Origin of the sequence: Vibrio sp. YQ_11 (assembly GCF_043103065.1) — a bacterium.
Taxonomy (GTDB): Bacteria; Pseudomonadota; Gammaproteobacteria; order Enterobacterales; family Vibrionaceae; genus Vibrio; species Vibrio parahaemolyticus.
Genome location: NZ_JBICJM010000052.1, coordinates 136,235 through 158,123, shown reverse-complemented (window position 1 = coordinate 158,123; position 21,889 = coordinate 136,235). Strand labels below are relative to the sequence as shown.

At 44.9% G+C, this 21,889-nt stretch carries 19 protein-coding genes; 5 read left to right on the top strand and 14 right to left on the bottom strand.

Annotated features, from left to right (window positions below; translation table 11 throughout):
- Nucleotides 1-199: 199 nt before the first annotated feature.
- On the bottom strand, nucleotides 200-1,090 hold the full coding sequence (nhaR, locus tag ACF8EG_RS24635) for a transcriptional activator NhaR (protein ID WP_005457134.1): 891 nt from the start codon (nucleotides 1,088-1,090) through the stop codon (nucleotides 200-202).
- A 385-nt stretch (nucleotides 1,091-1,475) separates the two neighbouring features.
- Here nhaR and ACF8EG_RS24630 point away from each other — a divergent pair, with 385 nt between their 5' ends.
- Nucleotides 1,476-2,624 carry a Na/Pi symporter gene (locus ACF8EG_RS24630; RefSeq protein ID WP_069505175.1) on the top strand — a complete coding sequence of 383 codons (1,149 nt, stop codon included), beginning with the start codon at nucleotides 1,476-1,478 and terminating at the stop codon, nucleotides 2,622-2,624.
- A 307-nt stretch (nucleotides 2,625-2,931) separates the two neighbouring features.
- Complete coding sequence (locus tag ACF8EG_RS24625; RefSeq protein ID WP_069505177.1) at nucleotides 2,932-4,074, top strand: flavohemoglobin expression-modulating QEGLA motif protein; 1,143 nt, start codon at nucleotides 2,932-2,934, stop codon at nucleotides 4,072-4,074.
- Between the two features lie 72 nt (nucleotides 4,075-4,146).
- On the opposite strand, the gene ACF8EG_RS24620 is transcribed toward ACF8EG_RS24625, so the two are convergent.
- The 5 genes from ACF8EG_RS24620 to rppH all read right to left on the bottom strand — a co-directional run bounded on the left by ACF8EG_RS24620 (nucleotide 4,147) and on the right by rppH (nucleotide 9,489).
- Nucleotides 4,147-4,998, bottom strand: coding sequence for a thymidylate synthase (locus ACF8EG_RS24620; RefSeq protein ID WP_005481388.1), 852 nt, complete (start codon nucleotides 4,996-4,998; stop codon nucleotides 4,147-4,149).
- A 9-nt stretch (nucleotides 4,999-5,007) separates the two neighbouring features.
- Nucleotides 5,008-5,829: a prolipoprotein diacylglyceryl transferase gene (gene lgt / locus ACF8EG_RS24615; protein ID WP_005497169.1), complete on the bottom strand. Its 822-nt coding sequence runs from the start codon at nucleotides 5,827-5,829 to the stop codon at nucleotides 5,008-5,010.
- 88 nt (nucleotides 5,830-5,917) lie between these two features.
- The gene (locus ACF8EG_RS24610; protein ID WP_005481395.1) at nucleotides 5,918-6,709 is read right to left on the bottom strand and encodes a sulfite exporter TauE/SafE family protein; all 792 of its coding nucleotides are present in this window, start codon (nucleotides 6,707-6,709) and stop codon (nucleotides 5,918-5,920) included.
- Nucleotides 6,710-6,715: 6 nt separating this feature from the next.
- Nucleotides 6,716-8,962, bottom strand: a complete 2,247-nt coding sequence (ptsP, locus tag ACF8EG_RS24605) for a phosphoenolpyruvate--protein phosphotransferase (protein WP_005497165.1) — start codon at nucleotides 8,960-8,962, stop codon at nucleotides 6,716-6,718.
- A gap of 2 nt (nucleotides 8,963-8,964) precedes the next feature.
- A complete protein-coding gene (rppH, locus tag ACF8EG_RS24600; protein ID WP_005457789.1) occupies nucleotides 8,965-9,489 on the bottom strand; it encodes an RNA pyrophosphohydrolase in 525 nt (174 codons plus the stop codon).
- Nucleotides 9,490-10,107: 618 nt separating this feature from the next.
- Here rppH and mutH point away from each other — a divergent pair.
- Complete coding sequence (gene mutH, locus ACF8EG_RS24595) at nucleotides 10,108-10,788, top strand: DNA mismatch repair endonuclease MutH (protein WP_021450221.1); 681 nt, start codon at nucleotides 10,108-10,110, stop codon at nucleotides 10,786-10,788.
- A 14-nt stretch (nucleotides 10,789-10,802) separates the two neighbouring features.
- Here the strand turns inward: mutH and ACF8EG_RS24590 are convergent, their stop codons facing one another.
- Nucleotides 10,803-11,114 carry a DUF6482 family protein gene (locus tag ACF8EG_RS24590; protein ID WP_005481791.1) on the bottom strand — a complete coding sequence of 104 codons (312 nt, stop codon included), beginning with the start codon at nucleotides 11,112-11,114 and terminating at the stop codon, nucleotides 10,803-10,805.
- A 156-nt stretch (nucleotides 11,115-11,270) separates the two neighbouring features.
- Between ACF8EG_RS24590 and ACF8EG_RS24585 the strand changes: the two genes are divergently transcribed.
- The gene (locus ACF8EG_RS24585; protein WP_069484739.1) at nucleotides 11,271-12,305 is read left to right on the top strand and encodes an NADP(H)-dependent aldo-keto reductase; all 1,035 of its coding nucleotides are present in this window, start codon (nucleotides 11,271-11,273) and stop codon (nucleotides 12,303-12,305) included.
- Between the two features lie 133 nt (nucleotides 12,306-12,438).
- On the opposite strand, the gene ACF8EG_RS24580 is transcribed toward ACF8EG_RS24585, so the two are convergent.
- From ACF8EG_RS24580 to xerD, 7 genes are all read right to left on the bottom strand, one after another.
- The gene (locus tag ACF8EG_RS24580) at nucleotides 12,439-12,690 is read right to left on the bottom strand and encodes a hypothetical protein (RefSeq protein WP_005459410.1); all 252 of its coding nucleotides are present in this window, start codon (nucleotides 12,688-12,690) and stop codon (nucleotides 12,439-12,441) included.
- A gap of 509 nt (nucleotides 12,691-13,199) precedes the next feature.
- Nucleotides 13,200-14,534 (bottom strand): cyclic-di-GMP-binding transcriptional regulator VpsR, encoded by a 1,335-nt coding sequence (gene vpsR / locus ACF8EG_RS24575; RefSeq protein WP_005459408.1) that lies wholly within the window; start codon nucleotides 14,532-14,534, stop codon nucleotides 13,200-13,202.
- A 249-nt stretch (nucleotides 14,535-14,783) separates the two neighbouring features.
- Complete coding sequence (gene lysS, locus ACF8EG_RS24570; RefSeq protein WP_005459407.1) at nucleotides 14,784-16,301, bottom strand: lysine--tRNA ligase; 1,518 nt, start codon at nucleotides 16,299-16,301, stop codon at nucleotides 14,784-14,786.
- Between the two features lie 34 nt (nucleotides 16,302-16,335).
- Nucleotides 16,336-17,434, bottom strand: a protein-coding gene (gene prfB / locus ACF8EG_RS24565; protein ID WP_097371395.1) for a peptide chain release factor 2 whose coding sequence is annotated in 2 segments (ribosomal slippage) — nucleotides 16,336-17,358 and nucleotides 17,360-17,434 — 1,098 coding nt in all. Because the reading frame shifts where the segments join, the coding sequence is not laid out codon by codon here.
- A gap of 173 nt (nucleotides 17,435-17,607) precedes the next feature.
- On the bottom strand, nucleotides 17,608-19,347 hold the full coding sequence (recJ, locus tag ACF8EG_RS24560) for a single-stranded-DNA-specific exonuclease RecJ (RefSeq protein ID WP_069505179.1): 1,740 nt from the start codon (nucleotides 19,345-19,347) through the stop codon (nucleotides 17,608-17,610).
- 45 nt (nucleotides 19,348-19,392) lie between these two features.
- Nucleotides 19,393-20,181 carry a bifunctional protein-disulfide isomerase/oxidoreductase DsbC gene (gene dsbC, locus ACF8EG_RS24555; protein ID WP_005497149.1) on the bottom strand — a complete coding sequence of 263 codons (789 nt, stop codon included), beginning with the start codon at nucleotides 20,179-20,181 and terminating at the stop codon, nucleotides 19,393-19,395.
- Nucleotides 20,182-20,240: 59 nt separating this feature from the next.
- A complete protein-coding gene (xerD, locus tag ACF8EG_RS24550) occupies nucleotides 20,241-21,158 on the bottom strand; it encodes a site-specific tyrosine recombinase XerD (RefSeq protein WP_005459400.1) in 918 nt (305 codons plus the stop codon).
- A 167-nt stretch (nucleotides 21,159-21,325) separates the two neighbouring features.
- Here xerD and fldB point away from each other — a divergent pair, with 167 nt between their 5' ends.
- Nucleotides 21,326-21,844 carry a flavodoxin FldB gene (fldB, locus tag ACF8EG_RS24545; RefSeq protein ID WP_005479739.1) on the top strand — a complete coding sequence of 173 codons (519 nt, stop codon included), beginning with the start codon at nucleotides 21,326-21,328 and terminating at the stop codon, nucleotides 21,842-21,844.
- Nucleotides 21,845-21,889 lie beyond the last annotated feature (45 nt).

Below are 21,889 nucleotides of genomic sequence, written 5' to 3'. Positions count from 1 at the left end.
CTCCAGAGTCTTCTTTATTAGAACCTCTAAATTTGGCTTTAAAGCGATATATCAATTTAACCCACCAGCAGTGTTCACTGGAGCTTTATCGACGAGAAATAATTTTGCTCACTAAACCAAGTATCTTGAATTACTTAGGTATCATTTAGATTTATATTTTTATCGATAGTAATCTATTTATTTGAGCAACGATACGGGTTTACTCAAACATTTGGCTGAAATCAGCATCGCATACGTTTTTTACCGCAGGATGCTGAATCATTCGCTCGGCGAAAATAACGTAATACTCTTCTTTCAAATCCTCAACATGACCGATCAACTGTAAGCTGCGGTCATCTTCGATTTCTGACATGTAAACCGTCGGCGCCAAAAAGATTACATCATCACGGTATCTCGCAAAGGCTTTCATCAACGCGACGTCATCAAACTCTCCCAAGACATCAGGTTGTAATCCTTGGCGATCAAACCATTGAATGACTTTTCGCCCCATCGCCGTTCGACTTGCTGGGATCAACAGCTTTTTCTTTTCCAAAATTTCAGGGAACTTCACGTCTGGAATGTCAGAAGAAGCAAAGAAACTCATGCTACTCTCGCCAAGCTTCTTACTATAAAGGCCTGGACTTTGCGTCGAGTCCACCGGGCAATCAGAAAGAATCATATCCAACTTGTGCTGCGATAGCCGTTCTAATAACAGTTCGTGCGTCGACTCGTAACAACGTAAGTGGATACTGTTGTCTTCAGGCACGGTTGTCATCAGCACTTTACTAACTAGCCGTTTTGACAGCGCATCGGCCACACCAACTTCAAACAAAATGTTGGAGTGCTGACTGTAGTTCACAATATCAAGCATCTCATAGCTTAAACCAAACATACGATCCGCATATTTGAAGACCAATTGTCCGAGTTCTGTTGGTTCGACAGTACGGCCGTTTCGCTTGGTTAGCTTGCCTTTCATCCGCTCTTCAAGCGCTTTGATTTGCCCGGTCACCGTTTGAGGAGTGAGAAAAAGCGCATCCGCGGCCTTGGTAACAGAGCCTTGCTTGCACACCATCCAGAAATAATAAAGATGGTTGTAATTTAGATGTGACATCGGCCAATTCCAGAAAAGAAGGTGATGCTTTTTATACCAAATGTGACAGAGACAGACAAGATACTCGGCAAAACCATCACTTTAACCAACTAAAATTAAGTTTTACCGAAAAAACAATCTCAGTATTGTCATAAAACTTGAAGTAAAACGCACTTTTTATCGAATTCTCATCAAAAAAATCTCAGTTCATAAAACCAATAAAGCTTATATTTTTCAATGAATTAAAGCAGGATAATCCGCTGTTTTTTTTTGAACTATTAAAAAGCACAATAAAAAGTGCCCACAGAAATCAATCTGTAATATTACTGAAATATTTGTTCTCTAACATCGCCCGAAGTTTCAACTTAAGACCGAAAAACGAACTTAAAGGTCAACGGAGAAAATTATGATGACCCAAGCTACTTCAACAGCAGCGCCTATCTCGAGCACGACTCGTTGGTTACGCTGGGCTAACTTGGCATTCATGCTGTATCTGCTTCTTCTAGCAGTATCTATGGTTGGTAGCGGTTTCAAATGGGCAACTGGCGACCAAGCAAAAGTATTGTTTGAGTTTGCATCTCACCCTATCGCTGGTCTTATGATCGGCCTAGTAGCAACAGCCCTAATCCAATCCTCAAGTACTGTAACTTCTATTATTGTGGGCTTAGTTGCAGGTGGTCTACCTGTAGAGACAGCGATTCCAATGGTAATGGGTGCCAATATTGGTACCACAGTGACCAATACTTTGGTTTCACTAGGTCACGTACGTTGTAAGGAAGAATTCAAGCGCGCATTTGCTAGTGCGACGATCCACGACTTCTTTAACCTTCTTGCTGTTCTGATATTCCTTCCTTTGGAAATGATGTTCGGCATTCTAGAGAAAATTTCTCACTGGTTGGTTTCGCCACTATTGAACACTGGCGACATGAGCATGAAGGGTTTTGACTTCATCAAGCCAATCACTAAGCCTGTTGTTTCTGCTATCAAAGAACCGCTATCAACATTTGGTGACACCATGGGTGGCGTGGCTCTAATTGCTTTAGGTATCGCTACAATCTTCGTTGCTATCACAGTAATGGGTAAGCTAATGAAGAGCCTAATGGTTGGCCGTGCTCGCGATATTCTGAAGAATGCAATTGGTCGTGGTCCTATCCACGGTATCGTATCAGGCTCGATCGTGACGGTGTTGGTACAATCTTCATCAACAACAACAAGCTTGATGGTTCCACTTGTAGGTACTGGTGTTCTTAAAGTTCGTGACATTTACCCATTCACTCTAGGTGCGAACATCGGTACGTGTATCACTGCGCTACTTGCAGCTACCGCAGTATCTGGTGAGTTTGCTGTGTTTGCTCTTCAGATTGCGCTAGTACACTTAACCTTTAATATTTTGGCGACACTGTTTATCTTTGGTATTCCGTTCTTACGTGAAATCCCAGTAAAAGGCGCTGAAATGATTTCAGAGCTTGCTATCAAAAACAAAGCCGTTGTGGGTGGCTACCTGATGTCTGTATTCATCATTCTGCCAGGCGCAATCCTAGCTCTGACAACCTGATAATACCAACCATCGCTTATTGTTTAAGGCTCCACGTTGTGGGGCCTTTTTTGTATCTGTAATCATGATGCAAAAATGAGAGCTGATGTAACTCCGATTGAGACTGAGAAATATTTGTTGTTCAAACCAAACACTCAATGATAATTTGGCTCTACCTCTTTCAATACAATCACCGTTAGCCAAAAGTACAGAGACGGTCATATACACAGTGGATAACGGCTCTTGCCTCCCATAGTTATCTTCGATGACTGACAGGTACTCTGCGCGTTGTTGAAAAAGGTCTTACCTTCACATGGAGTTGAACGACATGGCTCAGTTTAATGAACCAATTTCTAGCCAGCTATTAGCAATAGATGAAAACCTCTCTCAGTTAGTCACTGATATTGATATTCTTAGCAGCGTAAACCCGCTTAATTACGCCCAAGAGCGAGAAAGGTTCATCAATAATAAGTACTCGCAAGAACCTAACTTTCAGTACCAGAAAGCGCCTCTTGACACTCATCAGTCAAAACGCCGTTTGTACGAATTGCCTTTGGAACACATCGAAGATACTCAGCTGCAAAAGCTTTATGAGGATGTCATTCAGTCTTACGCCGACAAACTTGATCAAGTCAACACCATAGGTACGCAAGAGTTCCTATACAACTCTCTGCGCTATTACGGTGAACCAAGTGCGAAAGACATTGCTAACGCACATTTCATTTTGCATCTGCCGACAGAAGAAGAGAGCAAACCAGAGCATGATAGTCGCTCCATTGCTCATTTCATGCAAAGCTTCGCTGATAAAAATGGGTACGAATGTGAAATTCAAATCTTAGATGGCATGCTAGCAAACGCTTTGGTGTCAGGCTCTCGAGTGAAGATTAACAGCGCTGCGCACATCACAACTGACGAGCTTGAAGCGCTCGCACACCACGAGATGGGCGTGCATTTGCTAACTACGCTTAATGGCCGTCAACAGCCACTTAAAGTGCTTAGTTTAGGTTGCCCTGCCAATACCAATACGCAGGAAGGGTTGGCAATTTTGTGTGAGTACCTCTCTGGACACTTCAGTATCAAACGTTTAAGAACCTTAGCTCTTCGCGTACTTGCTGTAGAATCTATGATTAAAGAGCGCGATTTCCGCCACACCTTTATGTTGCTAAAGGAGCAGTACAAAGCGTCTGACGTTCAAGCCTTTACCATTACTTCGCGCGTATACCGCGGAGGTGGCTTAACTAAAGATTATTTGTACCTGAGAGGATTTAGAGAAGTGCTCAACGCGTACGATAAGCTAGGGGACGATTTTTCACTGCTGCTATGTGGTAAAACGGAATTGAAGTATTTCGATCTGATCCGTTCTCTCGTTAATAAAGGGATTTTCACACAACCGAAGTTCATTAGCCCTGCACTATCGACTCCGAAGCAAACTAACCCAATTCATCGCTATATCGTTAGCGCCTTGAAGTAACGAAACTCAAACGCATCGCAAAAGCAAAAAAGCTCCATTCGGAGCTTTTTGTAGTATCAAGAACCAGCGTGATTACACTGAGAATGGATAACGAATTGGATCGTGGTGTTCGTACCCTTCCACCCAAAAGTCATCCAGCGTCACCCAAGTTTCCAAATCTTCTAGAGATTTAATCTCCGGATTGATATGGAATGTTGGTGCTTGTAACGGTTCACGCTTCAACTGAACATCACGCATCAACTCAAGCTGATCTTCATAAATGTGCGCGTTAACGATTTTATGGAAGGCCTGACCTGGCTTCTTACCCGTAATTTGCGCCATGATCGCTAAGAACACATAAACTTGAACCATGTTGAAGTTCAATCCAAGCGGCACATCGCACGAACGCTGTGTACTGTTGAGATACAAAGTGTCATCCAGTAGCGAGAAGTGATGACTGTACATACAAGGTCGCAAGCACCCCATATGGAACTCGCCAGGGTTGTAAAAGTTCAAGATTTCACCACGATCATCAACACCGCGAGTCAAATCATCCACAATCTTGCGTAGCTGGTCGATATGACCACCATCAGGCTTTGCCCATGCACGACCTTGAACGCCGTACACACGGCCCATGTCGTCTTCACCCTTACGGTATGGGTTATTCAACCAAGCGTCGTTTAAGTTGGCGTTCGCATCCCACGTTTTGGTGCCTAATTTACGGAAATCTTCAGCATTATCATAACCACGAATGTAGCCAAGTAGCTCAGCCACTGCTGCTTTCCAAAAACTTTTACGCGTCGTTACCAATGGGAATTGATTGTTCGCAACATCGTAGGTTAAATCCGCGTTGATTACCGTCAGGCAACGCTTACCTGTACGTTCATTTTCAACCCAAACACCTTGATCAACGATGCGTTGACACAAATCTAAATACTGTTTCACACCAATACCTTACTTCGTTTTAACTTGAGCTTTGTCTTGGTAAAGACCACGTTTGTAAGCCCAAACCATCATCAGAATACCCAACACGATCATTGGCGTTGATAGAATTTGTCCCATCGAAATATAACCACCAAATAGACCAAGCTGAGCATCCGGTTCGCGAACGAACTCGACTAAGAAGCGGAATGTACCATATCCAGCTAAAAATAACCCTGATACCGAACCCAATGGGCGAGGCTTTTTGATGAACCAGTTCAAGATGAAAAACAGCACTACGCCTTCTAACAGCATTTCATACAGTTGCGATGGGTGACGTGGTAAAGGCCCGCCATTTGGGAAAACGATAGCCCAAGGCACATCTGTTACACGCCCCCAAAGCTCGCTGTTCATGAAGTTACCCATACGGCCCATACCCAAGCCAAATGGCACTAACGGCGCGACAAAGTCAGCAACGCCGAAGAAGGTACGACCGTTCTTGTGTGCATACCAGAACATTGCCGTAATCACACCCAACAAACCACCGTGGAACGACATACCGCCAGTCCAAACTTTGAAGAGATACAAAGGATCATCTAAAAACAGTTCAAAGTTATAGAAGATAACGTAACCGACGCGCCCACCGATGACGACCCCTAAGAAGCCCGCAAAAAGTAGATCCGAGACTTGCTCTCGAGTCCAGCCGCTGCCTGGTTTGTCAGCACGACGGTTCGCCAACCACAATGCAAACATGAAACCGACGAGGTACATCAAACCGTACCAACGAATTGAAACAGGACCAATAGAGACTAAAACCGGATCAATATTGGGAAATTGAAGGTATCCCTGAGACATAAATCATTCTCTTCTTATTTACAAATAAAACCAATATACCCAAGTCACCTAAAATGCTCGGTTCAGCGTGAATAACTAGGGAATAAACTTACAGCAGCATTGTTGCTGCAACAAACATTAAGAATATTGCGAATATTTTCTTTAATACCGCAGTAGGAAGATTGGTCGCGAGCTTCGCCCCCACTTTCGTGGTCAACATCGAAGTCATCGCAATCGCAAGTAACGCAGGAAGGTAAACATAACCAATACTGTACGCAGGTAAACCTTCAACCTTATAGCCGTGCAAAATAAAGCCGATCATGCCAGAAATGGCGATGATGCAGCCACAAACTGACGATGAGCCGACCGCTTTACGCATTTCTACGCCGTGCTTGTTGAGAAAAGGCACAGATAAAGAACCACCACCGATACCAGCTAAGCTCGAAACCACACCAATTCCCGTTCCGTACATCATAGTGACCGGACTACTCGGCATTGGCTTCTCACTTTTTACTTTAATGGATCGGAACATCTGCACAGCTAGACACAGTACAATGACACCAAATACTTTCGGTAAGTAGTGAGTTGGGATCCATTCGGCAATGTTGGCACCAACAAAGCCACCAATCACCACTCCGGGCATTAGCCACTTCACAACAAACATATCTACGTTGCCAAGTTTAAGATGGTTGAGAGCAGAAGAACCTGATGTGACGATGATGCTTGCCAGAGATGTCGCAAGCGCCATGTGCATGCTCATTTCTGGAGAAATGCCCGCCCAAGGCAGCAAAAATAACAACGCAGGTACGACGATTAATCCGCCCCCAATGCCGAGTAGCCCCGCCATCACACCAACAAAAGCGCCCAGCGCCAGCAATAACAAAAATAAAGAGACGGTCACGATTACCTACTTTTTCCCTGCACGAACGAAGCCTGCAAAACCTTGTTGGATAAAGAAATCATGCATCATTTGATGAATCTCCTCTCCGTACGATTTTGTCATCGCCTGTTCCGCTAGTTTTTCTAGTTCCTGTTGTTGGCTATGACGAATCAAATACTTCACCTTAGCCACGTTAGATGTGTTCATACTTAAGCTGGTGTATCCCAACCCAAGTAATAAGAGCGCACCAAATGGATCACCGGCTAATTCACCGCAGATGCACACTGGCACATGATATTTATCGCACACGTCATGAATCTGTTTGAGTGCTAACAGCACTGCCGGATGCATGGATTCATAGACATCAGCGACGCGGGAATTGTTCCGATCCACCGCCAGTAAATACTGAGTTAAGTCGTTAGTACCAACAGAGACAAAATCCACTCGATGCGCGATGGCAGGAAGCAGATATACCATCGATGGTACTTCGATCATCACCCCGACCTTTGGAGCCTGGATACGCTCATCAAGCAAGACAACTTCGCTGTAGGCTTGGTTGATCAGCGTCATCGCATCATCCAGCTCTTTAATACCAGATACCATGGGTAACAAGATACTTAAATTACCACTTTCAGCACTGGCTCTTAGCATCGCACGCAATTGAATCAAAAAGATATCAGGATGATCTAACGTAAAGCGAATCCCGCGCCAACCTAAAAACGGATTGTCCTCTTCGATTGGCAGGTATGGCAATGGTTTATCACCACCGATGTCTAGAGTACGCATCACCACGCGTTGGCTCGAGTAGCTGTTTAATATTGCTCGATATTGATGATACTGCTCATCTTCCGATGGAAAGTGATGTTGAAGTAAAAATGCAATTTCAGTTCGATATAAACCGACACCATCGACGCCCGTATTAATGGCAATGTTGCTATCGGCACTGAGACCCGCATTCAGCATCACTTCAATGTGCTGGTTATCTAACGTTACGGCAGGTAACGCGAGATCTTTATTGACCATCGCGAAGAGCTCTGACTCTTCACTAACCAAACTGCGATACTCACGCAACAGCTGACGGTTGGGCTCTAGAAAAATCTCGCCCGTATAACCATCAACGATGCCTAATTTGCCGTTAACCACATCCGTATTGATGTTAGCGCCCATAACAGCCGGCACACCCAATGCGCGCGAAAGAATTGCAGCGTGTGAGTTTGCGCCCCCTTCAAGCGAAACGACCGCTAATAAATGTTCTTTCGGCACCGATGCTAACAAAGTCGCAGTAAGCTCATTGGCCACTAAGATGATAGGACGATCGATGGCCGCATTCTCTTGCTCACTGTTGTGCAGAAAATACAGCAACCTTTGCCCCAACTCTCGGATATCTTGTGCTCGTTCACGCAAATAGACATCTGACATACGAGCAAAGCGGTTTGAATAAGTTTCGACTACCTGACGCAGCGCCCAATCCGCTCGATCGCCTTTTTCAATCTGTTTCTTAAGATCGCCGCGCAACATTGGATCATTGAGCAAGTGGGTAAACAAATCGAATATCGCTAACGCATCTTTATTGATTTCGCTGTCGAACTTTTTCCGCATCCGGCGGAAATCATTCAGCGCACGCTCAATCGCTACCAGCAGCAGCTCTTGCTCTCGCTCTTTATCCAGCGTGGAAGACGGGAATACGTCCGACAAACTCGGCTGCGTGTTGTCAAACCAAAACTCTCCGATGGCGACACCCGTTGATGCAGGCAAGCCTTTAAGAACCGTCGGTTTTGAGGCTAATTGCCAATGACCTAAACTTTGCGCGTGAGCGATGATCACGGCTAACTGCGCAGATAAGGTCACTAAGAAAGATTCTTCCATCTCACTAAACAATCGTGGCGTCTTTTGCTGAATGACTAATACACCTAATACTTGTTTGCGATGGATGATTGGAGTGGCGAGGAAAGAGTGATAAACCTGTTCACCAAGCTGCGGGAAAAATTTAAATTCAGGGTGTTTTGAAGCTTCTGCGAGGTTAAGAGGTTCTGCGCTGCGTTTAACGAGACCAACTAAACCTTCATTGAAATTAATGTGGATGCTATCGCCTTCAAAAATAAGGCCTTGAGTTGCCATCAACTCAAGGCGCTGCATTTCTTCATTGGCGAGATAGATAGTACAACACTCAGTGCGAAGGGCGGCACAAGTCTCTTTTACCAATATATCTAGTGCCAGATGCACATCATCGACTCTGGAGACTTTCTCAACTATTTCCCTTAGCTGGCTGAGCATGACTATCCTCTACGTTGTTGCTTTTTTCTTTTCCCTTTCGCTTTTCTCTCTCGAAAAGGCATGGCTAAAGATGCAAACTCTTTCATCGCTCGACGATAAACATCACGCTTGAAAGAAACAACTTGCCTAACTGGATACCAATAGCTCACCCAGCGCCAACCATCAAATTCAGGGGATTTCCCGCGCTGCATATTGATGCGCGATTCATCGCATTCCAATCGCAGCAGAAACCATTTCTGTTTTTGGCCGATACAAACAGGCTTGGAGTCCCAACGCACCAATCGCTTTGGTAGTTTATATCTTAACCAATGACGACTTGTTGCAATGATCTTAACGTCTTTTTTCGTTAATCCGACTTCTTCATACAACTCCCTGAACATCGCCTGTTCAGGTGTTTCACCTTCGTCAATCCCACCTTGTGGAAATTGCCATGAGTGTTGCCCGTATCGTTTAGCCCAGAAGACCTGACCATGGTTATTACATATCACAATACCAACATTCAGTCGGTAACCATCGCCATCTATCACTGGCTAACCTCTATGAATAATTTTTTATTACCGTGATTTTTCCACATATCCCCATTACTAGCAAACTTACTGATGTGATATGAGCAAGATTTATTACCTTTTCACCGTTATTGGATATCTTTTAATCAAATTAAAGTTTATCAACACAAGAGTGAGACATTGCCCACATTTATTCACCTTTTCTGTGAATAACTTTGTGAAGAATTCCATATCAACTCCGATTTTCAATCAAAAACATTATTCTCTTACTCATCAATAAAAATAACGACCAATCATAACTCAATGATAAATATAAACTTAAAAACAAACCTGGTGATAAAACGATCTTGTCAATTCTGATGATCTTTTCACCAAACTCAGATCGGTCAAAGATCAACCGATCGGTTATTTATCCACACATTCATTCTCTAACTTCATGACATCTACATAAAATCAAGCCTAAAAACGTTTCAAAACCCCTGTTTATTCATCCAGCCCATCAGTAGATCCACTTATATGTACCTATATCTGTGGATAAGTTATGAATTGATCATTCTTAATCCATCTCGATGAAATCTTGGACAGTAGATTTTGTTGAAATTTGTTAGACTAGGATTTTTCCATTGTCATGCAGTTATTATGAAACCAGAACCACAATCAGAAGCGGAGTTAATGGAACGCGCTCACGATATTGCCGGACTCAGTTTTGCGGAATTAGCGGACGAAGCAGAGATGATCGTTCCAGAAAACCTCAAACGCGATAAAGGCTGGGTGGGACAATTGCTGGAATGGCATTTGGGCGCTCCTGCGGGTAGCAAACCTCAACAAGACTTTTCCAAACTTGGTATCGAGTTAAAGAGCATTCCAATTGGCTACAACGGACGACCGTTAGAAACTACATTTGTATGCGTTGCACCCTTAACTGGTGTTCAAGGACTGACATGGGAAACCAGCCATGTGCGCAATAAGCTCTCGCGCGTATTGTGGGTTCCTGTAGAAGGTGAACGAGAAATCCCCCTTGCCGAGCGTCGTGTAGGGACACCTCTTATTTGGTCGCCAGATAAAGAAGAAGAGCAGATCTTACGAAATGACTGGGAAGAACTGATGGAAATGATCGTCTTTGGCAAATTTGATCAAATTTCAGCCAGACATGGCGAAGCGCTTCACCTGCGCCCAAAGGCCGCTAATGCCAAAGCACTAACTGAAGCCTATAGCTCCAACGGGAAACCAATGAAGACGCTACCACGAGGCTTTTACCTACGAACACAATTCACCGAACAGATCTTACTGAAGCACTATATCAATGTGCAATCTGAGTAACTCATCTGTTCACTCTAATGGGTAACCAACGATAATTCGATATCGCAGTAAGAGGCAGTACCCTCACTACCGCACTCATCGTAAGCGTTGTGTAACCGCAAATAAGCTTTGTCGATACCTAACCTGAGCAGCTCTTCTTTCACCAAATCTAAGGAACCAAAATGAAGCGGTTCCTCTCCATCTTTAATCGGCTCGAGCTGGTGCTTATATTCCACAGCCAACAAATAGTCAGAGACATCGGAACACCCAATGACAAATACTTTGGGTAACGTATAGGTGTCTTTATGTTGACCATGTAGCCACATGTCCAGTTGATGCTTCTGCATAGTGCACCTCCTTCACAAGATCTTTTTAGTGTAGTTGGGGGATGAATACCTTTCGAGCCACACTTGCGCTTATACGTAAATGATTTGCGATAGCGACCAAAAATCCCATATATTGATGGATAACCTATTCAGTTGGCTATTTTTCAAGGAAGTGAAATGCAATACACCAAACTACCGCACTCATCACTCGAGATCAGTAAAATCTGTCTCGGCACTATGACTTTTGGTGAGCAAAATATCGAACAGGAAGCTTTTGAGCAGCTCGACTTTGCTGTCGATCATGGGGTGAACTTCATTGATACCGCAGAGATGTACCCTGTTCCGCCAAAAGCAGAAACACAAGGCCTAACAGAACAATACATCGGCAACTGGCTGACAAAATCCGGCAAGCGAGAAAAAGTCGTTCTAGCGACAAAAGTGGCAGGGCCGCGCAATGTGCCTCACATCCGTGAAAACATGAGTTTAAATCGTCGCAATATCCATGATGCCATCGACTCTAGCCTTCAACGACTCCAAACCGATTACGTAGATTTGTACCAACTTCACTGGCCACAGCGTCAAACTAACTGCTTTGGCCAACTCAACTACCCTTACCCAGACAAGCAAGAAGAAGTGACGTTAATTGAAACCCTAGAAGCATTAACTGAACTGGTTAAGATGGGTAAAGTGCGTTACATCGGCGTATCTAACGAAACACCTTGGGGGGTGATGTCTTTGCTTCGTTTAGCTGAGAAGCATGATTTACCGCGTATCGTTTCAATTCAAAACCCATACAATCTACTCAACCGCAGCTTCGAAGTGGGTTTGTCTGAAATCAGCCATTATGAAGGTGTCCAACTGTTAGCGTATTCACCTCTGGCGTTTGGTTGTTTGAGTGGTAAATACTTAAATGGCGCAAAACCAGAAGGTGCACGCTGTACTAAGTGGGAGCGTTTCGCTCGTTACTTCACACCTCAAGGCGTCAAAGCGACAGAAACATACGTGAACTTGGCACGTGAGCATGGCCTAGATCCTGCGCAAATGGCATTGGCGTTCGTCAATCAACGTCCATTTGTCGCTTCCAATATCATCGGTGCGACCAACCTTGATCAACTTAAAGCCAACATTGACAGCATCGATATCAAGCTTAGTGATGAGCTGTTAACAGACATTCAAGCGATCGGTACTACCTACTCTAACCCATGTCCATAAAAGCAAACAGGCTGACCACATAGGTCAGCCTGTTAATAGCACTTAGAACAAATCTATTTCGATATGCGTTTACAGCGTGTTGAGCTTTTAGGGTTAACTAAAGCGTAATGTTGGAAGCTCAACACGCTATAGATTACGTCGGTATTCGCGCAGTTAGCACTCGACGAAGATGACGAACTCGACGTTCAACTTTAACCGCTTCAGGCACGCTGGTTTGAGTAACTCGCCCTTCACGATCTAAACCAATATCCCTTAATAAATGAACATTGGTCCATGGAACATCATGAGAACTGCGGCGCACGGTACGTTGCCATTCTCTCTCTTCACGTTTTAAATCCGCTTTAATAAGCAAAGTCGCCAATGTTAAGTAAATTGAGTGACGCATAATTTTTCTCCAATTAAACGATAAATGATCGACTGGGAAAAATAGTACGCAGAGACACAGAGAGATCTGTTGAGACTAAGCCGCTACTTTTCCGCAGCCTAGTAAACATAAATTAGGTTACGGATTAATTTTTATCTTGTGAGCCAGTGGTATCGTTAATATCCGATTTAAAAGCTATCGGAGATTTAGACATACGATCAGCGCAAGCAGTGGTGTTAACAACGTAATGTTTCATCTTGCGCCTCCTAGCTAAAAAAATAATCCGTGTGTGAAGTGATATAACTCAACGAGTTATGGCTAAATTGTAAGCGTTGATGAATATATATCAAACAATTTCTATGCTTTCGATAAAAAACAAATCAATACCCTGAAGATAAGTTGCATATGTTTTTTCATATAACATATTCATCTAGGGAATATATAAAACTTCGAGTTTTATAAATCAGAACGTATACAACGAAAAAGAGCGACCAGCAAGGTCGCTCTTTCAATTCGATTCACTCATTGAATTACATCGCTTGATCGGAAATCAAGTTGTGCTTGTTAAGTAGTCGATACATAGTTGCACGCGACACACCAAGTTCTTTCGCCGCATTGGAAACTTGACCTGAGTGCGATTCCAACACGACCAATAACGCATCACGCTCACTCTTTTCTCGAATTGATTTCAAACTGCGTTTTGAATCATTACGTTGCGGCAAATCGAGATGATGCTCTTCAATCATCACGCTGTCAGACATCAACACCGCACGCTTAACTTGGTTCATCAACTCGCGAACATTACCAGGCCAGAAGTAACGAGTCAGAGCTTTCAAAGCGTCCTCTGAGAAACTTTTTGCTTGAGAGTTGTACTCTTTAGAGAACTCTTGCAGATAGAAGCGAGCTAGTAGTGCAATGTCACTCGCGCGCTCTTTCAAGCTTGGTACGTTGATACGAAGTACATTGATGTAATGGTACAACTCTTCGTTGAAGTCGCCATCAATCAAGGCTTTTTCTACGTCTGACGAGTTAGCAGCAAGAATACGCACATTCACATTCTTCACACCTTCGCGCGTTTCAATCGTGCCCTCTTGCAAAAACCTTAACAGGTTCATTTGCTGGTCTTTCGAAATGGTCAGAATGTCATTAAACAACACAGTACCGCCATCTGCTTGCTCCAACAGACTTGGGCCCATCTCAGCATCCGCAGCAATACCAAAGACTTCCGCTTGGAAACGTTGCTCATTCAAAGCGCGGCAGTTAATCGACATAAAGGGCTTATGAGAACGGGAAGATACTTTGTGAATTGCACGAGCAACCGCTTCTTTACCAGTACCGCTCTCGCCAGAGATCAGAATACTCACGTCCGTAGGACCAATTCGCTTAACTTGATCGCGTAAGCGCTTCATCGGGATAGATTCGCCAATCAGCCCCATATCGAGGCTATTGCCAAAGCTTGGCCAAACTTTTTTCTCTAGCTTGAGCATACCAAGTTGGTGGCCGATGGTGCTCAACAGTTGGGCATCTGGGATTGGGGCAGTAAAAAAGTCGATACAGAAGTTAACGATAAATTGGCAGATGGTGTCTGTGCCGAGCTGAGACTCACGAATAAACGCCAACCAACGCACGTGCTTATGAGAACTCACTAAGTTTGCCAGACCATTCAAGCTAAACTCGTCATGGCTCAGGTCAACGATACCGATACAAGGCCCAATATCTTCCAATAACGTGTTAGCTTTGCGTAAGTCGCCTACTTGGTGACACTTCCAGCCAACTTGTTCCAGTACTGATAACCAAGGCTCATAAGTACCGCCAACTACCACAAGCGATCCCGGGATGGAATCCATCTTAAACTGCCCAGCCATTCTCTAACCCTTATTCTTTTGTTGATAGAAATTTCGCGCCACAAACCCATCTTTGCGAACGGGTAACATTATCGAGACTACGACGCTCGAAGTCTGTCTCAATATTAAGACTATGCAATAGATTGAGATTTGGCGAATACTTATTTGCATATGCCATCAAAATCAAAATGCAACCTATTGAATTTTAGGAAATTAAAGATACAAAAAAACCACCCGAAGGTGGTTTTTTTGTCATTGTTCAGCAAAGAATTACGCTTGTGGGCGCATTGCAGGGAACAAGATCACGTCACGGATGGTGTGCGTGTTAGTTAGCAGCATAACTAGGCGGTCGATACCGATACCTTGACCTGCTGTTGGTGGTAGACCGTGTTCTAGTGCAGTGATGTAGTCTGCATCGTAGAACATCGCTTCGTCATCACCAGATTCTTTTGCTTCAACCTGTGCTTTAAAGCGCGCGTCTTGGTCTTCTGCATCGTTAAGCTCTGAGAAGCCGTTTGCTACTTCACGGCCACCGATGAAGAACTCAAAGCGGTCTGTGAAGAATGGGTTGTCATCGCTACGACGTGCCAGTGGAGAAATATCCGCTGGGTAGCCAGTGATGAACGTAGGCTGCATTAGTTTAGGTTCTGCAGTTTCACCGAAGATCTCTTCAAGAAGCTGACCACAAGTCCAGAAAGGTTCTACTTCAACGTGAACAGATTTCGCGATAGAAACCATTAGTTCGCGGTTTTGTAGATCTTCTTCCGTTAGCGCTTGGATTTGAGCGTGGTCTGGGTTGTAGTGTTTGATTGCTTCAAACATGCTCATGCGAGCGTACTTACCGCCAAACTCAACAGTATCTTCACCGTAAGGCATTGATGTTGAACCTAGAACTTCTAGTGCTACAGAGCTTAGTAGTTCCTCAGTGAAGTCCATTAGATCTTTGTAATCCGCGTACGCCATGTAGAATTCCATCATTGTGAATTCTGGGTTGTGACGTGGAGAAAGACCTTCGTTACGGAAGTTACGGTTGATTTCGAATACGCGATCAAAGCCACCAACAACTAGACGCTTCAGGTATAGCTCAGGCGCAATACGCAGGTACATTGGCATGTCTAGCGCGTTGTGATGCGTAATGAATGGACGAGCACTTGCACCACCAGGGATCACGTGCATCATTGGCGTTTCAACTTCCATGAACTGTTTAGAGATCATGAAGTTACGAATTGCAGACATAACTTTAGAACGTACAACGAATGCATTACGAGAATCTTCGTTAACGATTAGGTCTACGTAACGCTGACGGTAACGCATTTCTTGGTCAGTCAGACCGTGGAACTTCTCAGGAAGTGGACGAAGTGCTTTTGTTAGCAACTCGTACTCTTCCATGTTCACGTATAGGTCGCCTTTACCAGATTTGTGTAGCGCACCTTTAACACCGATGATGTCGCCGATATCAAGACCTTGGTATTTCTCTTTCAGTTCTTTTTGAACTTCTTTGTCTGCGTAAGCTTGGATACGGCCAGATGTTTCTTGAATTACTAGGAATGGACCACGTTTTGCCATAATACGACCAGCGATCGCTACTACGTGGTTAAGCTCTTCTAGCTCTTCCTTAGTCTTTTCACCGAACTCTTTTTGAAGGTCGCCCGCTAGTGCGTCACGACGGAAGTCGTTTGGGTGGCCGTTTGCTTTGCAGCTCTTTCGGATTTCGTCCAGTTTAGCGCGGCGCTCAGCAATCAGCTTGTTTTCTTCTTGTACAGTTTCGTTTTGAACAGCATCAGTCATTTTCGATGTATCCTGTTTTTGTCGGTGAAAAGCTTTATAGGCCTGATTTCAGGCTAGCTTCAATAAATTTGTCCAGATCGCCATCAAGAACCGCTTGAGTATTACGGTTTTCAACGCCCGTACGGAGGTCTTTAATGCGTGAATCATCCAATACGTAAGAACGGATCTGGCTACCCCAGCCAATGTCAGACTTAGCGTCTTCATTAGCTTGTTTTTCCGCGTTTTGCTTTTGCAATTCAAGCTCAAATAGCTTCGCTCGAAGCTGTTTCATTGCCTGATCTTTGTTCTTATGTTGAGAACGGTCGTTTTGACACTGCACCACAGTATTCGTTGGCACGTGCGTAATACGTACCGCAGATTCAGTGGTGTTGACGTGCTGACCACCCGCACCTGACGCACGGTAAACGTCGATACGTAGATCAGCAGGGTTAATGTCGATAGCAATGTTTTCATCAATCTCTGGGTAGATGAACGCAGACGCAAAAGACGTATGACGACGGCCGCCTGAATCGAATGGCGATTTACGTACTAAACGGTGAACACCAGTTTCTGTACGTAGCCAACCGTAAGCGTAATCACCAGAGATACGAACCGTTGCAGATTTAAGACCCGCAACCTCACCTTCAGATACTTCGATTACTTCCGCCTTGAAGCCTTTCGCTTCTGCCCAGCGTAAGTACATGCGTAACATCATGTTGGTCCAGTCTTGCGCCTCAGTACCACCTGAACCTGCTTGCAAGTCAATGTAGCAATCAGAGCTATCGTGGTCACCAGAGAACATGCGGCGGAATTCTAGCTGCGCAAGCTTCTCTTCCAACTCTGCAAGTTCTGGTTCGATTTCATCAAACGTTTCTTGGTCTTGTTCTTCAACAGCCAGTTCAAGAAGACCATCAACATCTTCTACACCTTGCTCTAGTTGATCAATAGTTTCAACTACGGCTTCAAGTGATGCACGTTCTTTACCTAGTGCTTGTGCACGTTCAGGCTCGTTCCATACATCTGGCTGTTCAAGTTCTGCGTTGACTTCTTCTAGACGCTCTTTCTTCGCGTCATAGTCAAAGATACCCCCTCAGGACATTCGTGCGCTCAGACACGTCCTGAAGACGGTTTTTAATGGGATTGATTTCAAACATGTTTGCTCAACATTTTAGAATAGAATTTAACCGAGAAATTCTACTGAAAAATGTGACGGAGATACAGGAAAATTTCGGCTGAGAAATCAGATTACGATTAGAGAGAGCACAGTCATAAAATTTTACACCCGCTTAAGGGCAACCGTACTCTATATTTAAGAAAAGCTTAGGTATTACTTGGCTTCGATGTGGTCAATCATCAGTTGCAATGATTGGTTACCACGAAATTCATTCACATCCAGCTTGTAAGCCAAACGTACAGTTTTGACCGATGCGTCAGGCCAACGGCGTAAATCGACGTTAAATGCAATTCCATCAATCATCACATTGGTCGGATGCCCTTTGTATAAAGGCTCCAACATCAGTTTAAGATGTTTTTCTCCCACCAATTTTTGGTGCAACACCTTAAACTCACCATCAAAGATTGGCTCAGGAAAAGCTTGTCCGAATGGCCCACCAGCGCGCAACTGCTCCGCAATGTGCATAGAAAACTCTTCCGGTTTTAACTCGCCATCAGTAAGAATCACGCCTTTTAGAGCCGCTTCGTCGAGCTCTTTTTTCACCACTTCATCGAATAAACGACTGAAACGCTCAAAATCTTGCTCTTTGATGGTTAAGCCTGCCGCCATCGCGTGACCGCCAAACTTGATGATCAAACCTGGATTTTGCGTATCGATGAAGTCCAACGCATCACGCATGTGTAATCCAGGAATCGAACGACAAGAACCCTTGATCGTCCCTTCACCACCGTCAGCAAAGGCAATGACTGGGCGATGGTATTTCTCTTTGATACGCGAAGCGAGAATACCAATCACACCTTGGTGCCAATCGCGTTGGAACAGCGATAAACCGTATGGCAGTTCGCTGTTTTCGCCAAACTGCAAACGTTCACAAAACGCCATCGCTTCTTGCTTCATGCCTTCTTCAATCTCTTTACGAGTCTGATTGAGCCCATCAAGCTCACTGGCCATGCGACGTGCAGCGTGGATGTTGTTACACATCAGCAGCTCAACACCAAAAGACATGTCGTCTAAACGGCCAGCGGCATTAATACGCGGCCCCAATGCAAAGCCGAAGTCCGATGCCACCAAACGTCGCGCATCGCGTTTCGCCACTTCAATCAGTGCCTGAATACCTGGGCGCGCTTTCCCCGCACGAATGCGCTGCAAACCTTGATGCACCAGAATTCGGTTGTTCTCATCAAGCGGCACAACATCAGCAACAGTGCCCAGTGCGACAAGGTCGATCAGCTCCATCAGTTTCGGCTCTTGCATGCCTTGCTGAGCAAACCAATTGTGTTTTCGCATGTGGACGCACAACGCCATCATCAGGTAGAACGCCACACCAACGCCAGCCAACGCTTTAGAAGGAAACGCACAACTGTCGAGGTTTGGGTTCACCATCGCATCCACTTCTGGTAGAACTTGTCCTGGCAAATGGTGGTCTGTCACCAATACGGTAATGCCATTCTCTTTGGCGTAGCGCACACCTTCAATCGACGATACGCCATTGTCGACCGTCATGATCATTTCTGCGCCAAGTTCCAATGCTTGATCGACCACCTCTGGGCTCAAACCGTAGCCATCTTCAAAGCGGTTCGGCACCAAGTAATCGACGTTATTGCTGCCAAGCATACGCAATGCCAATACAGAAAGAGCAGAACTCGTTGCGCCATCTGCGTCAAAGTCACCCACCACGATGATGCGTTTTTGCTCTTGAATCGCTTGGAACAATAACTCAACCGCCTGCTCAATGCCGCCAAGCTTTTGGTACGAATGCAATCCACGAGCAGAGGTTTCTAGCTGCGCGATGTCAGTAATACCGCGATTGATGTAAATGCGTTTTAAGATCGGAGGAATGGAATCTGGGAGAAGGGAAAGATCCGGTTCGGGACGTCGTTGAATTTCTATCATGCTTGAAAAGAGCCGACTATTGCGTCGGCTCTGCTCCTTAAAGGATTACAGTTGCTCTAAACGTTTCAGTAGTTCAGCTGGCGGTAAGTACCCACCAACCATCTCACCGTTTGGAAGGAAGATTGCAGGCGTACCTGAAATACCTAACTGACGACCAACGTTGTAGTGCGCTTGAATGGTCTCTTTACATTGCTCAAGATCTTTCGCTGGATTGTCGAAAGTGCGGCTCACTTTCGCGTTATGCATCGCCGCTTTTGGATCTTCTGCACACCAAATCGTTGCCATTTGCTCAGCAACAGGCCCTGTCGCACCTTGGCGAGGGTATGCCATGTAACGCACAGTAATACCTAGATCATTGTAGCCCTGCATTTGGTTATGCAGACGAACACAGTAGCCACAAGTGATGTCAGTAAATACCGTCACCACGTACTTTTCGTTGTCCGCTTTGTATTCGATCATGCTGTCTGCAAACTTAGCAATTTTCTCAGCATTCAAAGGCGCTTGGCGTTCTGCAAGTACGTCTTTGTAACCACCGTTGTCATCAATCGCGTATAGCGTACCTGCAATAAAGTGATCGCCATTGTTTGACGCAAACAATATGCCGCCATTGGTTTGAATTTCTAGCAAGCCCGCCACGTCTGAAGGTTGAATATCAATAATAGACAGACCTAGTTTCGAGAACTTCGCTTTTAGCGCCGCTTCATCAAAGTGTTGTTGCGCAGTTGGCGCAGCCTGTTGTGCAGGAGTTTCGGTTTTTGCCTGACTTTCTTCCGCACCACACGCGGTAATAAAGAATGGTAAAGTCAGCAGAGTTAGTCGGCGTAATACGCTCATTAAAGTCACCTTTAAATAAATTCTTTTCATCCAATCAAGAAGGATGAAGCAAGCCATCATTATGCTCTTGGGTGGTGTTGACTGTGGATCTGCTTCAATCGTTCAGTCGCCACGTGAGTATAAATTTGCGTGGTCGATAAGTCACTATGCCCTAGCAGCATCTGTACGACCCTGAGATCTGCGCCATAGTTCAATAAATGCGTTGCAAACGCGTGGCGTAAAACGTGCGGCGACAGCTGGTCGGTATCGATACCAGCAATGACAGCATAGTATTTGATACGATGCCAAAACGTCTGACGAGTCATTTGGCGTGCTCGTTTACTTGGGAATACCACATCGGAAGACGTTTCTCCCAATAATGCAGGGCGACCTTGCTGGATGAATGTTTCAATCCAATCGATCGCATTCTCCCCCATCGGCACCAAACGTTCCTTGCCACCTTTACCCGTCACACGCACGACGCCCTGACGTAAACTGATGTTTTCCATCGTCAGGCTGACGAGTTCTGTCACACGCAACCCAGTCGCATACAACAACTCAAGCATGGCTTTATCGCGCAGCTCTACCGGATCATTCGGATCTGGCGCGTCCAAAAGTGCGTCCACTTGCTCTTCACTGATGTCTTTCGGTAAGCGTTGTGGCAATTTCGGGCTGACCAACAAGGCACTTGGGTCATCGGCACGCACTTTTTCGCGGTGAAGATACTGAAACAAACGGCGAATGGCTGACAGCATACGAGCACGTGACGTCTGCTTGTAATCCAAATCCACCAGATACGTTTGGTATTCTTGAAGTCCAGACAAACTGATGAAATCGAGGCGGTAACGATGATGCTCCATCCAAGTGAGAAGCTTCATTAAGTCATTTCGGTACGAAGCCAGCGTATTCTCTGACAGACCGCGCTCCATCCACATTGCATCTAAGAACTGCTCAACAAGCGCAAAATCTTGTTGATTGACAGGCTGTTGTGCCGTCATTCACGCTTCCTTTTATTGTTCATCTATACCCAGTGAGAGTAAGACAGCGCCAGTGTGAATGCTATAAAAAATTGGCTCAGGTGGGGAATCTCACGATATTCGCTGCATTCCTAGGCAGTTTAAGGTTAAAATCCTCTGCAACAGCAACACAAAAAACGACGAATATAATGAAAATCGGACTCTTTTACGGCTCAACAACCTGCTACACCGAGATGGCAGCAGAGAAAATTCGCAACATTATTGGTGCAGACCTTGTCGATATTCACAATGTGAAAGAGACGCCGCTATCGCTGATGGCTGAATATGATTTATTGCTTCTAGGCATCTCGACTTGGGACTTTGGTGAGATCCAAGAAGATTGGAGCGCTATTTGGCAAGACATCGCGTCTACGCCGTTGAAAGGCAAAGTTGTGGCGCTATTTGGTCTTGGCGACCAAGAAGGCTACGGTGAATGGTACCTTGATGCCATGGGCCTACTGCACGATGAGTTAAAAGCAACCGGCGCCCAGTTTATCGGTTATTGGCCAAACGAAGGCTATGAGTTTGAAGCCTCTAAAGCGCTAACGGAAGATGGCAGCCAATTTGTTGGCTTAGCACTAGATGAAGACTCTCAATACGACTTGAGTGACGAGCGAATTGAAAAGTGGTGTGAACAAGTACTTGTGGAGTTCCACGATACGCTTTAAGCACCGACGCTTACGTTGATGCGAACCTGATACAAAAAAGCCCGA

Bases quoted from the DNA above. Each gene is read 5' to 3' on its own strand.
- nhaR (WP_005457134.1), bottom strand. From the start codon at position 1,090: ATGTCACATCTAAATTACAACCATCTTTATTATTTCTGGATGGTGTGC.
- ACF8EG_RS24630 (WP_069505175.1), top strand. From the start codon at position 1,476: ATGATGACCCAAGCTACTTCAACAGCAGCGCCTATCTCGAGCACGACT.
- ACF8EG_RS24625 (WP_069505177.1), top strand. From the start codon at position 2,932: ATGGCTCAGTTTAATGAACCAATTTCTAGCCAGCTATTAGCAATAGAT.
- lgt (WP_005497169.1), bottom strand. From the start codon at position 5,829: ATGTCTCAGGGATACCTTCAATTTCCCAATATTGATCCGGTTTTAGTC.
- ptsP (WP_005497165.1), bottom strand. From the start codon at position 8,962: ATGCTCAGCCAGCTAAGGGAAATAGTTGAGAAAGTCTCCAGAGTCGAT.
- mutH (WP_021450221.1), top strand. From the start codon at position 10,108: ATGAAACCAGAACCACAATCAGAAGCGGAGTTAATGGAACGCGCTCAC.
- ACF8EG_RS24590 (WP_005481791.1), bottom strand. From the start codon at position 11,114: ATGCAGAAGCATCAACTGGACATGTGGCTACATGGTCAACATAAAGAC.
- ACF8EG_RS24585 (WP_069484739.1), top strand. From the start codon at position 11,271: ATGCAATACACCAAACTACCGCACTCATCACTCGAGATCAGTAAAATC.
- ACF8EG_RS24580 (WP_005459410.1), bottom strand. From the start codon at position 12,690: ATGCGTCACTCAATTTACTTAACATTGGCGACTTTGCTTATTAAAGCG.
- vpsR (WP_005459408.1), bottom strand. From the start codon at position 14,534: ATGGCTGGGCAGTTTAAGATGGATTCCATCCCGGGATCGCTTGTGGTA.
- lysS (WP_005459407.1), bottom strand. From the start codon at position 16,301: ATGACTGATGCTGTTCAAAACGAAACTGTACAAGAAGAAAACAAGCTG.
- recJ (WP_069505179.1), bottom strand. From the start codon at position 19,347: ATGATAGAAATTCAACGACGTCCCGAACCGGATCTTTCCCTTCTCCCA.
- dsbC (WP_005497149.1), bottom strand. From the start codon at position 20,181: ATGAGCGTATTACGCCGACTAACTCTGCTGACTTTACCATTCTTTATT.
- xerD (WP_005459400.1), bottom strand. From the start codon at position 21,158: ATGACGGCACAACAGCCTGTCAATCAACAAGATTTTGCGCTTGTTGAG.
- fldB (WP_005479739.1), top strand. From the start codon at position 21,326: ATGAAAATCGGACTCTTTTACGGCTCAACAACCTGCTACACCGAGATG.